This is a genomic window from Bradyrhizobium sp. PRIMUS42, assembly GCF_023006515.1.
Classification (GTDB): Bacteria; Pseudomonadota; Alphaproteobacteria; order Rhizobiales; family Xanthobacteraceae; genus Bradyrhizobium.
Genome location: NZ_JALBGZ010001242.1, coordinates 1 through 1061, shown reverse-complemented (window position 1 = coordinate 1061; position 1061 = coordinate 1). Strand labels below are relative to the sequence as shown.

Sequence of the window (1061 nt, the reverse complement as noted above, 5' to 3'; positions counted from 1 at the left end):
CCGCATCCGCGTCCGAAACCGTCGCGGCCGCCGCCCGGCTCGCGACCTCCTGCGACAACGGATTGCGCCGCTCGAACACCTTGCCGCCCGTAGCGGCCTGATCCTGCCCGTTGATCAGAAGACTGACGTCCATGAGAACCTCCCTTGTGTTGATATTGGCGCCGGACCTAGCCGAGCAGCCGCGATTTGCTGGTTTCACGCGCGAAGCCGAGTGCGATCATCGCGGCGAGCGCGAGGGCGACGTAGTATCCAGTGATGGCGTAGGTCGAGCCGGTTTGCGCGAACAGGCTGGTGGCGACGAGCGGCGCGATGCCGCCGCCAAGTACGGTCCCGAACTGCTTGCCGATCGACACGCCGGTGAAGCGGATGCGGGTCGGAAACAATTCCGGGAAATAGCTGCCTTCGGTGCTGAACATCAACGGATGGATCACGCCAGCGGCCAGGATCAGCGCAAGCGTGATCAGCATCGTGTCGCGACTCGCGATTGCGCCGTAGAACACGAACATCGAGATCGTCGCGAGCACGACGCCGGCGAGGAACAGCCGCTTGCGTCCGATCCGGTCGGACCAGGCGCCGATGAGCGGCATGGCGACGAGACCGACGAGATTGGCGAACAGCACCGCCTGCGTGATGACGTCCTTCTGGACTCCGAGCTGTCGGGTCGCAAAGGAAATGGTGAAGATGGCCGTCAGGTAGAAATAGGAGGTCTGCGCCATTTCGGCGAAAAACACGATCAGGATTGGCCGCCAGTGCCCCCTCACCGCCTCGACGGCGGGCACGGCCTCAGTCTCCCCCACGGCGCGGAACGTCGCGCTCTCCTCAATACGCAGGCGCATGTAGATGCCAAGCGCAACGAGGACCGCGCTGATCAGGAACGGGACGCGCCAGCCCCACGACAGCAGATCCGCTTCTGGCAGCCGCGAAATTGTCAGTGCGGCAAACGAGGCGAGCACCACGCCGAGCCGGCCTGGGTAAGGATTTCGCGCGCCCGACAGGCTCAGCAGTTCCGCATTGGTCGACGTTGCCATGGTCAGCGCTTCGGCCGGCGTGTACCAGCGCGT

1 protein-coding gene is annotated in these 1061 nt (G+C 64.6%); it reads right to left on the bottom strand.

Annotated elements, in window-relative coordinates:
- Positions 1-167 precede the first annotated feature (167 nt).
- On the bottom strand, positions 168-1061 hold an 894-nt coding region (locus MOV75_RS39390), incomplete at its 5' end, for an MFS transporter (protein ID WP_247008240.1).